The following is a 13,639-nucleotide window of genomic DNA, read 5'->3' as shown; positions in this document are numbered from 1 at the left end:
TACATTAACGTTAGAACTGCAGACACTACCGGAGACTTTATGACCAACCCGCACCATATCATTTTGCTCGCTCATGGCAGCAGCGACAGGCGCTGGTGCCAAACGTTCGAGAAACTGGCAGAACCCACCCTCCACGCTATAGAGAACTCCACTATTGCATACATGGAGCTAGCAGAACCCTCTATGGACACAATAGTGGCCCAGGCTAAAGCACAAGGAGCCGAACAATTTACCGTGGTCCCCTTATTTCTTGCGGCCGGTCGACACTTACGTAAAGACGTACCAGCAATGATTGACGCCATCTCAGAGGAGCACAACGTGACCATGCGATTAGCAGACCCGATTGGCTATAACCCTCAACTTGGTCTAGCTATCAGAGATGTCGTGCAAGAAGAACTGGCAAAAGCAGCAGTCTAATCGCATCGGTTATTAACGATGACCGGGGAGATCGGCATGTCGAAGAAGATTCTTGTTACCGGAGGCACCGGCTTCATCGGCCGGGAGTTGTGCAAACAACTGCTAAAAGCTGGCCATACACTCACGGTGTTAAGCCGACAGAAACCAGCAACAGTTAAGGCCACCTGCGGCCAAGTAGAGCCAGTAACCGACCTCAACCTGCTAAAAGCTCACCCAGGCTTTGATGTCATCTTCAACCTTGCGGGTGAAGGCATCGCCGACAAGCGCTGGTCTTCCGAAAGAAAAGCCACTCTATTAGACAGTCGCGTCGCACTGACACTCAGCCTAGTCAAAGTAGCCAGAACCTGGAACCTGTTACCTGAAACATTGATTTCAGGTTCGGCAGTCGGCTTCTATGGTGATCAACGAGACCACCTCGTCACAGAAGACACGACACCGAATCCGGAGTTTACCCATCAGCTCTGCTCAGAATGGGAAGATGCGGCACGTTCTCTGCAATCGGATGGCGTCCGGGTATGCCTTTCGAGAACAGGACTTGTTGTAGGCAAGCACGGCGGATTCCTTGAACGAATGTTACTGCCCTTCAAGCTAGGACTGGGAGGTAAGCTCGGCACCGGACAGCAATACATGCCCTGGGTGCATAGAGAGGATGTCGTGGCGGGTCTAATTTGGATGTTGGAGAACCACCTTGCCCAAGGCCCATACAACATGGTTAGCCCCCATCCCGTTTCCAACGCCGAGTTTACACGCTCACTCGCAAAGGTGCTGAAGCGTCCCGCACTTCTCCCGCTACCGGCACCGGTTCTCAAGCTGGCACTTGGCGAAATGGCCGGGCTACTTCTTACCGGACAAAAAGCCGTACCAGTGCGACTGCAATCGGAGGGATTTGAGTTCCGCTACACCGATTTGCAGAGCGCATTGCGCGACAGCGTAAAAAAATGAAACTTTTTAAAAAATAACCATTGACAGCCAACCGGTCGTTACTTAATATACGCGCCACCTCGACGAGGCAAGTGAAGAAAACGTTGCGTCCCCTTCGTCTAGTGGCCTAGGACTCCGCCCTTTCACGGCGGCAACAGGGGTTCGAACCCCCTAGGGGACGCCAATTTTTTTCGCTACGACAAGCCAACCTGGCTTGCATCACCCTTCCGTTTTGCTTTTTCATCGTGTCGCTCCTGATCTTTGCGAATAAAGAGTCCAACACCGACGAAAAAGCAGATCATCAGCAATACAGTCGCGATTCCGGCGAAAACAACCACATCCATAAACATAACATTCCCCAACACAGCTCTAAATTGACTGTGCTCAGGTTACGCGGTGGTCAAAAACTTAGTATTGACCTGCGTCAAGTGCATGTCGTTGCAAGGCCTTTCAACCAAAGCTGAGAAGTACACCTCCTTTTGCTGTCCCCCATATGCAATTCAAAAGCATTTGAAAAAGACTGCTGCTATAGTCAGTTTTAACTCATGAGTTAAGACGCTCAATTCAGGACTTCCCCGGACATGTCGGCCCAGCCCGGAACTTTATGCGGTGACCAAACTAAAAACATGCCAGATATCTCCAGTCGTCTGAGGCGATTCCGAAGAACCTCCCCCCTTTCCTTCCGGCTACTTAGCTGGATCCTTATCTTTAGCTCGGCCCTGACACTGCTGGCATCAGGCGTTCAAATATACTCTGACTACCGAAAAGACTTGAACGATATCGAAGACAGAATGGAAGTCATTGAATCGGGCTATGTATCAAGCCTCACCCGGAGCTTATGGGCACTGGATCAGAAACTCCTGCAAACCCAGATGGAAGGCATTCTGAGCCTACCTGATATCTCCCATTTACGGCTGCGTATCGAACCCGATTCCGAGCTGATCATGGGCAGCATCCCCAACAACTCGACTACGCTTAGCCACAGCTTTGATCTCGACCATTACGAGGGTGAGCTGTTTAAGCTTGGCAGCCTGACGATCACGGCAAGCCTAGATCGCGTGTATGCCGATCTCAAAACCAAGATTGGTGTCACCTTGATTACCCAGTTTTTAACCATCTTTGTGGTGTCTATCGTTATCCTTTCCATCTTCCGCCACTTAGTAACCCGTCATCTGACAGCTATGGCGGAGTACACTCGCGATTTATCGCTCGATGACCTCTCTCGGCCTTTACAGCTCGACCGCCATGAGCCTGCAGGTCACCTCAAAGATGAACTGGGCATGGTGACGGAGGCCATTAACCAGATGCGGGAAAGGCTCAATGAAGACATAGCGCGCCGCGAACACGATGCTGCCGAGATACGCAAGTTTTCAAAAGCCATTGACCAAAGCCCTTCTTCAGTTCTTATCTGTGATAAGTACTGGCACATTGAATACGCCAACCGGAAGTTTCAGCAACTTACCGGCCACCGCCTTGGGGACATCAAAAAACAGCACCCATCCAGCCTCATCAGTCAAAGCATGACCGAACGAGATGCCCAGCAACTTTGGCAATCTATACGCCTTCAGGTTCAGCGCGTGGGGGTATGGCAAGGCGAAGTAAACAGCACGCGCTCTAATGGCGAACGCTACTGGGAGCAACTGGTCATCACACCGATCAAAGGTGCCGTTGATGAAACCACCGGCTACCTGATTCTCGGGGAAGACATCAGCATTCGAAAGCGTTATGAACAACAACTGCTGAGACAAGCCAACTACGACATCCTCACAGGCCTGCCGAATAGAATGCTCGCACTCGATCGCTTGAAGCTCGCCATTGCTCAAGCCCGTCGGGATAACACGCAAGTCGGGGTGATGTTTCTCGATCTCGATAATTTCAAGCACATTAACGACACACTCGGCCATGATGCGGGTGATACCTTGCTGGTAGAAGCAGCTCGCCGGGTATCCAGCTGCCTGCGCGGAACAAGTACAGTGGCACGGCTTGGCGGCGATGAGTTTCTGGTCATACTCCCCGGGCTGACAGGTCAGAGCGATGCGTGCCAGGTTGCGGAACGCATTTTGCTAACGTTCTCCCCCCCTTTCATACTTCATGCTCAAGAAGTATTTGTCACAACCAGCATTGGCATCGCCTCATTCCCGGACGATGCTGAGACAAGCGGCACACTGCTCCAACACGCCGATGCCGCGATGTATGAAGCCAAGCATCAGGGCAAAAGCTCGTACGCGCTCTTCACGCCGGAAATGACCGAAGTTTCGCACGAACGCCTTCACATGGAATCACACATGCGAAAAGCGTTAGAACTCAATGAATTCCAGTTGGTATTCCAACCAATTGTTGAGACACCATCAGGTAAGTTCATCGCGGCCGAGGCTTTGTTACGCTGGAATAACCCTTCGCTCGGTACCGTGATGCCGGACCGTTTCATTCCATTAGCTGAAGAAACAGGCCTGATTATTCCCATCGGTGAGTGGGTTATCCAAGAATCCTGCAAGGCTGCGCAATGCTGGCAAGCTTTGACTGGCTACGATGTGGGTATTGCGGTCAATGTATCGCCAAGACAATTTAGGGATCCCGGCTTTACTGATGTGGTGCTCCGAGCGCTGACTGACAGCAATCTCAAAGCTGAGCTACTCGAATTGGAGATAACCGAAAGACTGATTCTGGATAACACCATAGAAACCGCCGACATCCTACGGCAACTCGATGTCGCCGGTGTCAGACTATCGGTTGATGATTTTGGAACCGGTTACTCTGCTTTGAGCTACCTCAAAACGTACCCCTTTGATACGCTTAAAATCGATAAGTCTTTCATTCAAGATGTTCTTACCGATTCCGATGACCTCGCACTGGTCAGAGCCATCATCAACATGGCCCACAGCTTAGGTCTGACAGTCATTGCTGAAGGCGTCGAAGAAGAAGCACAAACCCACTTTCTTAAATCGGAGCATTGCGATTACTCCCAAGGCTACTTTTACAGCCGCCCCCTGCCCGAGCAGGAGTTTATCCACTGGCTCGAGAACAACCATCGGGCCAATATCTAAGCATTAAAACGGCAAAATCCATGGACGAATCGATACTGGTCGTAAACAGCGGTAGTTCATCTGTGAAGCTCGCGCTATTCGACAAGCACCACAAGAAGAAAGCTTCGGCGCTGGCCGAAAGACTCAATAATCAAGATGCTAGTGCCCGTATAAATGGCAACCTCGATCCCATAGAACTCCCAGAGGGCGCCAATCACCAGCAGGCCCTTCAGGTACTCATAGAAACTTTCAATCAAAAAGAACTACTCAAAGGCCCACCCATGGCCATTGGCCACCGGGTGGTTCACGGTGGAGAGACCTTCCGTGAAGCCGCCTTGATAGACTCGGCAACCATCACAGCAATCAAAAACGTCTCTAGCCTTGCTCCACTCCACAACCCCGTGAACCTGGTTGGCATTGAAGCCATGCAAGAGCTATTTCCATCGGTACCTCAGGTGGCTGTGTTTGATACGGCATACCATCAAACGTTGCCTGAAAAAGCCTACCGTTACGCCCTGCCAAAGCACTGTTACGAGGACTGGGGTGTGCGCCGTTACGGCTTCCACGGAACCAGCCACTACTTTATGGCACAAGAAGCCGCTCGGTTACTTGCCAAACCCATGGAGACCGCGTCGATTATCTCAGCGCATTTAGGAAACGGCTGCAGCATCACTGCCATACGAGATGGTAAAAGCGTTGATACGAGCATGGGGCTCACACCGCTGGAGGGGCTTGTCATGGGGACACGTAGCGGTGACGTCGACCCGGGCTTGTTCGATTACCTTTCAGGTCGCGGCGTGAGTGCGGCGGAAGTCCATACGATGCTGAATAACGATAGTGGCTTGATGGGTCTATCCGGGCATACCAACGACATGCGTACGCTGTGTGACCTCGCCGATCAAGGCGATAAACCCGCACGGTTAGCGATAGACGTGTTTTGCTTCAGGTTAGCGCGTTATATCGGCGCAATGACCGCTTCACTTTCGCATCTAGACGCGGTGGTATTCACCGGCGGAATCGGTGAAAACAGCGCCCATGTCCGACAAGAAACCATCAATCATCTGGGGTTGCTAGGCCTGGACATCGATCCCGAACGGAACCAGCAACACGGTGCACAGAGTAATAACCGAGTCAGCAGTGTCGATTCTCGTTTTCCGGTGCTCACGATCCCGACTAATGAAGAATTAGTGATCGCCCGTGAAGCCAACCGGCTCGCCAACGCCTGACCACTTACGACTCAAACTGGATACATCATGGCAAAAAGTCTTTTTATAGCGCCAACGTCAATGAATTCAGGCCTGACTTCAGTATGCCTCGGGCTGCTGAGGGCACTGGAACAAGAGGGAGTTAGCGTTGGTTTTTACAAACCCTTCACCCAGTCCGTACATCAAGGAGAAGCCATTCATAATGGTGGTCTAGATTCCTCCGTTGCTTTTGTGCGCGCCCACAGCGAACAGCTAGTTCCGGATCCAATCCCGCTGAAAAAAGCTCAACAATTATTGAATCGCGGAAAAGCAGACCTATTGTTGGAAAACGTGATTGGCGAATACCAAAAGGTCGCCAAAGAAGTCGACGTCGTCATTATCGAAGGTCTAGTCCCCGACAGCGGCGAGACCTACATCGCGCGCCTGAATGTAGAGGTAGCGCGCAATCTAGGTTCTGAAGTTATTCTCGTGAGCGCCCCCAAAGACTGCTCAGCGAAAGAGCTGGATGAAGAACTCGACTTCTCCGCTCGCTTATTCGCAGCGCCTTCCGACCCGGAGGTCATCGCCGTTATTCTCAACAAAGTGGGCGAGCCTCAACAGTCACGCCCGGATTTGTCGTTCCAGCCCAAAGACGACAGGCCTACGATCGATTTCCCGATCGCCTGCACGGTATTTTCGAGCGGGCGATTCCACTTGTTGGGCCAAATTCCCTGGAACCCCCAACTCCTTGCGCCCCGAGTGTCGGACGTGGCCCGAGAGTTGGGGATCGACGTACTCCATGAAGGCCAGATGCACCAACGCCGGGTACAGAAAGTATCCGTCTGCGCCCGCACCATCCGAAACATGACCGACATACTCAAGCCCGGCACGCTGTTGGTCACACCGGGGGACCGGGACGATATTATCGTCACCACGGCCGTTGCCGCTCTGAATGGCGTTCCGCTTGCGGGACTGGTGCTTACAGGCGGCCTGATCCCCGACGACAACGTCATCGAACTTTGTCGACGCGCGCTTGATACAGGGCTACCTATTCTTGGCTCCAACAACAACACCTATGAATCTGCCAACAGACTGGCCAGTCTTTCCCCGACAGTGCCTATTGACGATACGGAACGGGTTGAGCAGACCATGGAAGCGGTCGCTAAAAACATCGATACGGCATGGCTTGAAGAGCACCTGAAAGTAACACGGCAGCGCCGACTCTCGCCGCCGGCATTCCGTTATCAACTGTCTGAGCGCTCCCGCGCGGCCGATAAACGCATTGTTCTGCCTGAGGGTAGCGAGCCCAGAACGGTTCAGGCTGCCATCATCTGCCATGAACGGCGACTCGCCCGTTGCGCGCTGATTGCCCCCCCCCAAGAGGTGCAGTCGGTAGCCGACTCGCTGGGCATTCAAATACCGGACGATATGGAGATTATCGACCCACAGTCCGTGCGCGAACGCTATATCGCCCCAATGGTAGAACTGCGTAAACATAAAGGACTGACTGCGGATCAAGCCGAAGCACTCCTCGAGGATAACGTTGTACTTGGAACCATGATGGTCGCCATGGACGAAGCCGATGGACTTGTGTCGGGTGCCATACACACCACAGCCAATACCGTTCGCCCTGCACTGCAGCTGATCAAAACCCACGACAAAGCCAAGGTGGTCTCGTCGGTCTTTTTCATGCTGTTGCCACAGCAGGTTCTGGTTTACGGCGACTGCGCCATCAACCCCGACCCGAACGCCGAGGAGCTGGCAGACATAGCCATTCAGAGTGCAGAATCCGCCGAAGCCTTTGGAATTGAACCGGTCGTAGCCATGATCAGCTACAGCACCGGAGAATCCGGAACAGGTCAGGATGTTGAAAAGGTACGGGAAGCAACACGCATTGCCCGTGAACGCCGGCCAGACCTTTTAATCGACGGCCCATTGCAGTACGACGCAGCGGTGATCGAGAGCGTGGGTAAATCGAAGGCACCTGACAGCAAAGTGGCAGGCAAGGCAACGGTCTTTGTATTCCCTGACCTCAACACGGGCAACACAACCTACAAAGCCGTTCAGCGTAGCGCTAATGTTGTCAGTGTCGGTCCGATGCTGCAGGGCCTGAGAAAACCTGTCAACGATTTGTCTAGGGGTGCTCTGGTAGAAGATATTGTCTTCACCATCGCACTGACCTGCGTTCAGGCTAAACAGGTAGAAGATGCAGGAGCGGCCTAGGCCGCTCTCTGTTCAGACAGGTAATCCGGCGGATCAGCGCTTTGTGCTTTTCTGTCGGACTCTCTTCACGATACGACCTTTCTTCATATCGTTATCTTTCTTAACCTTCTGCCTCGGAGTGAGTCGATCCACTTTATTCGCGAAGGGGTTTTCGCCGCCGCGGAACTCGAAACGAATTGGCGAACCAACCACTTTCAACACCTTACGGAAGGTGTTTTCAAGATAGCGTTTGTAAGCCCCTGGCAAAGAGCCCACTTGATTACCGTGTACGACAATAATAGGGGGATTGGAACCACCCTGGTGGGCGTATCGAAGCTTAATTCGACGGCCATGGACCATCGGTGGCTGATGCTGCGCAATCGCATCTTCAAGAATGGCCGTCAACCGATTCGTTGGCCACTTGGCCATCGAAGACTCATAGCTGGCCTGTACTGACTCATACATGGTGCCGACACCGGTACCGTGCAACGCTGAGATATAGTATTTATCAGCATAATCGAGGAAGTCCAAACGGCGCGCGACCTGCTCTTTTACTTTCGCTCGATCTTCCGAGCCCATGCCATCCCACTTGTTGATCGCAATGACCAACGAACGTCCGGCGTCCAGCACAAAGCCGATCAGGTGCAAATCTTGGTCAACCAAGCCTTCACGCGCATCAATCACCAGAATCACAACGTGGGCATCATCAATCGCTTGCAAGGTCTTGATGATGGAAAACTTTTCGACCACTTCCTTTACGTTCTTTCTTCGGCGTACACCCGCAGTATCGATCAAGGTGTATTCATGCCCATGTCGTTCGTAAGGAATGTAAATGCTGTCCCGGGTCGTGCCCGGCATGTCGTAAACCACCACTCGCTCTTCGCCAAGCATGCGGTTGACCAGAGTGGACTTACCCACGTTTGGACGCCCCACAACACCGATACGGATACCTGGATAACGATCCGCCCGATCTTGATCAAGCGGCTCTTCAGGTTCCGGAAGCAAGTATTCAAGCAACGAACGGACGCCGCGGTTATGAGCGGCTGCAATCATGAAAACAGACTGAAAACCTAACTTGTAAAAGTCAGCCGCCGCGACATCGGGGTCCTGGCCATCGGTTTTATTCACCACCAGATGGGCTTGCTTATCCGAGCGACGCAGATGATCAGCAATCACTTCATCCCCGGCTGTCAGACCTGCACGGCCGTCCACCAGAAACAATACAATGTCTGCCTCGTCCACTGCCTGCAAGGACTGCTGGGCCATTTCCGAGTCCAAACCGGCCTCTTGGCCCGTGAGTCCACCAGTATCAATAACAATAAACTTACGATCCTCGCAGAAACCTTCCCCGTACTTTCGATCACGGGTTAGTCCCGGAAAATCCGCGACCAAAGCGTCCCGAGATCGGGTCATTTGGTTAAACAAGGTGGACTTGCCAACGTTCGGGCGTCCTACAAGGGCAATTACTGGGGTCATAATTATCTGCTATACAAAGAAACAAAAACCCGGCCTGAGCCGGGTAAATTCAGCGTGCCTTCAGTCGTCCTGTTCAAGCGTCAGAACCGACAATTTGCCACCGTTACCATAAACCAACAGGTTACCATTACTGAGTACCTGGACAGGTACGCGGATACCGTCACTGTCATATTTCATTTGGCCGACCAAGCGACCGTCGCTCATCTGCATTACGTGCAGATATCCTTCGTAGTCACCAACAACCAAGTACTCTCCGGCCACCGCAGGGCGAGTCACCTGACGCCATGCCAAATCGCTTTGCGTCCAAAGCTCACGCCGGTCGTTACCACGCAGTGCGAGGACATCACCGTTTGCCACTGCAAGGAAAATATTACCATTGCCGATCGCAGGCGAATAGTAACTGGATGCCGTGCGACTCCAGATTTCCTGGCCTGAACGAATGTCAACCAACGCCAGCTTACCCTGATAACCGACCACCATAATGGCCGAATCCAATACCAGTGGCTGGCCGCCAATATCGACCAATCTTTCCAATTCAGTGCGCCCTTGCGCCTGCCCTACCTGATACTGCCACACAGGCTGGCCATTCTCAGCCCCAAGGGCAATCACCCGGCCATTTGCGAACGAGGCAATGACAATGTCTGCTCCTACCAGAGGGGCTGCGGCTGTGCGCATTGTGAGTACGGGCACTTGCGCTTCATAGTGCCAAATCTGCTCACCCTTTTCGGCATCAAAACTGATCACTCGGCCATCCGTCGTTTGAACCACCACGAGAGAGCCATTTGACTGCGGTGCTGCCAAAACTTCTGTTGGCAAATCGACGCGCCAGTTTTCGGCGCCATCTTCACTGGACAATGCGATCAGTTCTGCATCACGGGTTACGAGATAAAGCTGATTCCCATCGGCACCAGGGCCGGCGAAGATACGGTCATCGAGCTCCCTTGACCAAACCACCTTGCCATCTTCCGCAGCGACGGTAACCACTTCACCATCCGCAGAGGCAGCGTAAATTACGTCACCTGCATACAAGGGCGCTAACTGCAGAAATTCACCGTCATGTCCTTCACCGACGGACATTTTCCAAACGCGCTCAAAACCGACACTGGTTTCAATCTCAGGTACCGGCGCTGGCTGCTCAAACGTATCCGTTGCGCTGCACCCGCCCAGTAACAAGACCAAGGCAGCACATGCTGAAACTAACCCAAACGGTTTATTGCGCCCCAAAGGCATCAAGCACCCTCCCCGACACCAAGGTCAGACAGTTTTAGCTCCAGCAAGTCGCCACCGCGTGCCTGCCCTTGCTCTCGTGCAGCAAGATACGCTTTCCGCGCACCTTCGCTGTCACCTTTCGCCAATAGGATGTCGCCTTTCAGTTCGGAAAAAACAGCTGCGAAGGTTTGCGCATCACCTGCACCATCCAACGTCGCCAATGCGGCATCGTGATCACCGGCCGCGAATTGAGCCTGAGCAAGGCGGTTCCGGATAACCAGCGACAGCGCCTTGTAATCAGCGGCCTTGTCCAATGCCCATTCCAACGATTCGATGGCCGCTTCAGGATCGTTTTCTACCATCATCTGTTGACGTGCCAATACCAGGTTTCCATAAATGGCATAGGCACTGCTGCTATGCTCTTCACGCAAAGATTCGGCCACGAACTCAACGGTATTTTTGCTGTCTTCATCGCCTGTAGAGAACGCTGTCAGCAACGTTGTAAATTGATTAGCGGCTTCCGCACGCTCTTGAGCCTGATGGTTTTGCCAAGCCTGCCAACCAAACACAATGGCCAAGGCCGCGCCGATACCGATTAGCAGTGAGCTACCGTTCTTCTTCCACCAGTCCTTAATTGCCTGGACCTGTTCTTCTTCGGTGCGTAACTCAGCCATGAAAACTCCTGTCAATTATTTGTTGTTGCCCGTTAGTCGGTCGAATTCGTTACACAAGTGCAGCCAGAACACTGGCCAACTCTGACTGCGAGACTTCCTGTTGAGGCTGATCATCGCGCAAGGGCTTTAAGCCTGCGGTCCGATTGGCCACTTCATTTTCGCCAAGAATCACTGCATAGCGTGCTCCGCTACGATCAGCCTTCTTCATCTGGCTTTTAAAACTTCCGCCGCCGCAATGGGTAATCACGACTTTGCCGGGCAACTCATTTCTCAATGTATTCGCAATAGCCATGGCCGACGCCACACTCTGGTCACCCATCGCGGTGACATAGACATCCGCCTGATTATTAACGTCTTCTGGAATCAAGTTCAGCGTTTCCAAAAGCAATATCAGACGTTCCAGGCCCATTGCAAAGCCGACGGCAACCGTTGGTTTGCCACCGAGCTGTTGGACCAGTCCATCGTATCGACCGCCGGCACAAATGGTTCCTTGCGCGCCGAGGCTTTCGGTAACCCATTCAAACACGGTCTTACCGTAGTAATCGAGACCTCGGACCAGCGCCGGATTCACCGTATATACAACACCTGCCGCGTCGAGCAGTGATTTAAGCTGTTCAAAGTGCGCCACAGACTCTTCGTCGAGATACTCATCCAAGCTCGGAGCGTTCTCAAGCAATTTTCGAGTATTGGGATCTTTGCTGTCGAGAATTCGAAGCGGATTGGTCGTTAACCGACGCTTGCTGTCGTCATCGAGCTCATCACGAAACTGCTCAAGGTAGCTAACCAATGCTTCCCGATACACTTTGCGGGCTTCACTGGTGCCGATGGAGTTGATCTCCAGGCGGGCATGGGCAGACAAGCCGAACTCGTCCCAAAGGCGAGCAGTCAACATCAACAGCTCGGCATCGATATCCGGACCAGCCATACCAAAGCACTCAACGCCAATTTGGTGGAACTGGCGGTAACGGCCTTTTTGGGGACGCTCGTGACGGAACATCGGGCCGGTGTACCAAAGGCGCCGAGTCTGATTGAACAGTAAGCCATGCTCTTCCGAAGCACGCACACATCCTGCAGTACCTTCCGGGCGCAAAGTCAGGCTATCGCCGTTGCGATCATCAAAGGTATACATTTCTTTTTCGACAATGTCGGTGACTTCGCCGATGGAACGCTTGAACAGATCGGTTTGCTCTACAATCGGCATACGAATTTCCTGATAGCCGTATTGTGAAAGTACTTTTCGAACTGTTGATTCAACGTACTGCCAGACAGGTGTCTGGTCCGGAAGAATGTCGTTCATCCCCCGAATTGCCTGAATTTTAGCCAAAGTAAAACCCTGATTGCTTCTTAAATAAATGTTTGGAGATCAATCTTCGGACTTAGCAATTAACAGCGAGTCCTGCTCTTCGCGACGAGCAATCTCTTCTCGAATTAACCGTTCCAGGTCATCCGTAAGCGTTTCATTGACCAACTTTTGGTTTGGCTTTCCGTGAAGATAAAACAGATTCTTCGGTGAACCGCCGGTTAAACCGATATCCGCCTCACGGGCTTCACCCGGGCCGTTAACAATGCAACCGATGATCGCAACGTCCAGCGAACGGTTCACATCTTCCAGCCGCCCTTCCAGGTCGTTCATGGTCTGAATAACATCAAAGTTCTGTCTGGAACAGCTCGGGCAAGCGATAAAATTGATCCCGCGGCTACGCAACCGGAGACTTTTCAGAATATCAAAACCAACTTTAATCTCTTGGACTGGATCCGCAGCCAGTGATACCCGGATGGTGTCACCGATGCCATCCATCAACAGCATTCCCAGACCGATTGAAGACTTCACGGTACCCGAGCGGAAACCACCCGCCTCGGTGATGCCCAGGTGCAAAGGCTGTTCAATTTGTTCCGCGATCAAGCGATATGCAGCTACCGTCATAAATACTTCGGAAGCCTTCAAGCTGACCTTGAAGTCTTGAAAATCATGGCGGTCCAGAATATCGATGTGGCGCATCGCTGATTCAACCAACGCCTCAGGCGTCGGCTCGCCATATTTGCGCTGCAATGCCTTTTCAAGAGAACCCGCATTCACCCCGATACGAATGGGAATGTTGCGATCTTTGGCAGCATTGATCACGGCGCTGACACGATCATCTCGACCGATATTTCCCGGGTTGATTCGCAGGCAATCAACGCCCAGCTCTGCGACACGCAGCGCGATCTTATGATCGAAATGAATATCCGCTACCAGCGGCACCGATACTTGTTTACGAATTTGACCAAACGCTTCAGCAGCCTCCATAGACGGCACAGATACCCTAACGATATCGGCCCCGGCCTCCTGAATCGCATTAATCTGACCTACCGTGGCAGCCACGTCACAGGTATTGGTGTTGGTCATGCTCTGAACCGCGATAGGTGCATCACCACCTACGGGCACATCACCAACCATGATCTGCCGGGATTTACGTCTTTTGATCGGGGAATCTTGTTTCATTGACAGGAACCAACACTATATCCGGACGTTTAATTCAGGGTTCGAGTGTGA

At 52.5% G+C, this 13,639-nt stretch carries 11 protein-coding genes and 1 tRNA gene; 6 read left to right on the top strand and 6 right to left on the bottom strand.

The genetic code is table 11. From position 1 onward, the window contains the following. Positions 1–39: 39 nt before the first annotated feature. The 3 genes from VOI14_RS11775 (at position 40) to VOI14_RS11765 (ending at position 1,522) form a co-directional block, all read left to right on the top strand. Complete coding sequence (locus tag VOI14_RS11775) at positions 40–417, top strand: CbiX/SirB N-terminal domain-containing protein (RefSeq protein WP_323752245.1); 378 nt, start codon at positions 40–42, stop codon at positions 415–417. A 36-nt stretch (positions 418–453) separates the two neighbouring features. Further along, a complete protein-coding gene (locus tag VOI14_RS11770) occupies positions 454–1,359 on the top strand; it encodes a TIGR01777 family oxidoreductase (RefSeq protein ID WP_323752244.1) in 906 nt (301 codons plus the stop codon). Between the two features lie 87 nt (positions 1,360–1,446). Continuing rightward, positions 1,447–1,522: transfer RNA gene (locus VOI14_RS11765), tRNA-Glu, on the top strand. 10 nt (positions 1,523–1,532) lie between these two features. Here the strand turns inward: VOI14_RS11765 and ccoM are convergent. Further along, positions 1,533–1,688 carry a cytochrome c oxidase subunit CcoM gene (gene ccoM, locus VOI14_RS15640; RefSeq protein WP_416361420.1) on the bottom strand — a complete coding sequence of 52 codons (156 nt, stop codon included), beginning with the start codon at positions 1,686–1,688 and terminating at the stop codon, positions 1,533–1,535. A gap of 276 nt (positions 1,689–1,964) precedes the next feature. Between ccoM and VOI14_RS11755 the strand changes: the two genes are divergently transcribed. The 3 genes from VOI14_RS11755 to pta are packed head-to-tail and all read left to right on the top strand — an operon-like array spanning position 1,965 to position 7,768. Next, complete coding sequence (locus VOI14_RS11755; RefSeq protein WP_323752243.1) at positions 1,965–4,382, top strand: EAL domain-containing protein; 2,418 nt, start codon at positions 1,965–1,967, stop codon at positions 4,380–4,382. A gap of 20 nt (positions 4,383–4,402) precedes the next feature. Further along, entirely contained in the window at positions 4,403–5,587 is a 1,185-nt protein-coding gene (locus tag VOI14_RS11750; RefSeq protein ID WP_323752242.1) for an acetate kinase, read from the top strand. A gap of 27 nt (positions 5,588–5,614) precedes the next feature. After that, complete coding sequence (gene pta / locus VOI14_RS11745) at positions 5,615–7,768, top strand: phosphate acetyltransferase (RefSeq protein WP_323752241.1); 2,154 nt, start codon at positions 5,615–5,617, stop codon at positions 7,766–7,768. 33 nt (positions 7,769–7,801) lie between these two features. On the opposite strand, the gene der is transcribed toward pta, so the two are convergent. The 5 genes from der to ispG form a co-directional block, all read right to left on the bottom strand. Beyond that, on the bottom strand, positions 7,802–9,223 hold the full coding sequence (gene der / locus VOI14_RS11740; protein WP_323752240.1) for a ribosome biogenesis GTPase Der: 1,422 nt from the start codon (positions 9,221–9,223) through the stop codon (positions 7,802–7,804). Positions 9,224–9,283: 60 nt separating this feature from the next. Continuing rightward, entirely contained in the window at positions 9,284–10,453 is a 1,170-nt protein-coding gene (bamB, locus tag VOI14_RS11735) for an outer membrane protein assembly factor BamB (RefSeq protein WP_323752239.1), read from the bottom strand. Next, positions 10,453–11,106 carry a YfgM family protein gene (locus VOI14_RS11730; RefSeq protein WP_323752238.1) on the bottom strand — a complete coding sequence of 218 codons (654 nt, stop codon included), beginning with the start codon at positions 11,104–11,106 and terminating at the stop codon, positions 10,453–10,455. Before VOI14_RS11730 ends, bamB begins: the two co-directional genes overlap by 1 nt. Positions 11,107–11,155: 49 nt before the next feature. Then, positions 11,156–12,403, bottom strand: coding sequence for a histidine--tRNA ligase (hisS, locus tag VOI14_RS11725; RefSeq protein ID WP_416361419.1), 1,248 nt, complete (start codon positions 12,401–12,403; stop codon positions 11,156–11,158). A 66-nt stretch (positions 12,404–12,469) separates the two neighbouring features. Further along, positions 12,470–13,588 (bottom strand): flavodoxin-dependent (E)-4-hydroxy-3-methylbut-2-enyl-diphosphate synthase, encoded by a 1,119-nt coding sequence (ispG, locus tag VOI14_RS11720; protein WP_416361418.1) that lies wholly within the window; start codon positions 13,586–13,588, stop codon positions 12,470–12,472. Between the last annotated feature and the right edge of the window lie 51 nt (positions 13,589–13,639).

Source organism: Marinobacter sp., assembly GCF_034669625.1.
GTDB lineage: Bacteria > Pseudomonadota > Gammaproteobacteria > Pseudomonadales > Oleiphilaceae > Marinobacter.
This window is presented reverse-complemented; position numbering and strand designations above follow the sequence as displayed.